This window comes from Pseudotenacibaculum sp. MALMAid0570 (assembly GCF_040151415.1).
Lineage (GTDB): Bacteria > Bacteroidota > Bacteroidia > Flavobacteriales > Flavobacteriaceae > Polaribacter.
The window spans coordinates 1-245 of record NZ_JBDKWF010000010.1 but is presented as its reverse complement, the minus strand read 5'-3'; the positions used below and the strand labels follow the sequence as shown (position 1 = coordinate 245).

Sequence of the window (245 nt, the reverse complement as noted above, 5' to 3'; positions counted from 1 at the left end):
ATGAATAGTTCTGTCTTGGATTTACGAGCAGTAGCATTTTGAACCAAATCCAATATTCTGGCAATAGAACTATCTTCAAAGGTATTGGTTACTTCAACTTCAATGACACTTTCTAAATTGATACTACCTGCATATACTTTGTCTTCTTTTAAAATAGAATCAGGTTTACTTTCACCTGTTAAAGCTGCTGTATTTAATGATGCCTTTTCAGATAATAATACACCATCCAATGGAATCTTTTCACC

General features: G+C 32.7%; 1 protein-coding gene. It reads right to left on the bottom strand.

Annotation, left to right across the window (positions count from 1 at the left end):
- Nucleotides 1–245 (bottom strand): P-type ATPase actuator domain-containing protein (locus AAON49_RS00045; RefSeq protein ID WP_502942863.1); only part of this gene is annotated, 245 nt, incomplete at both ends.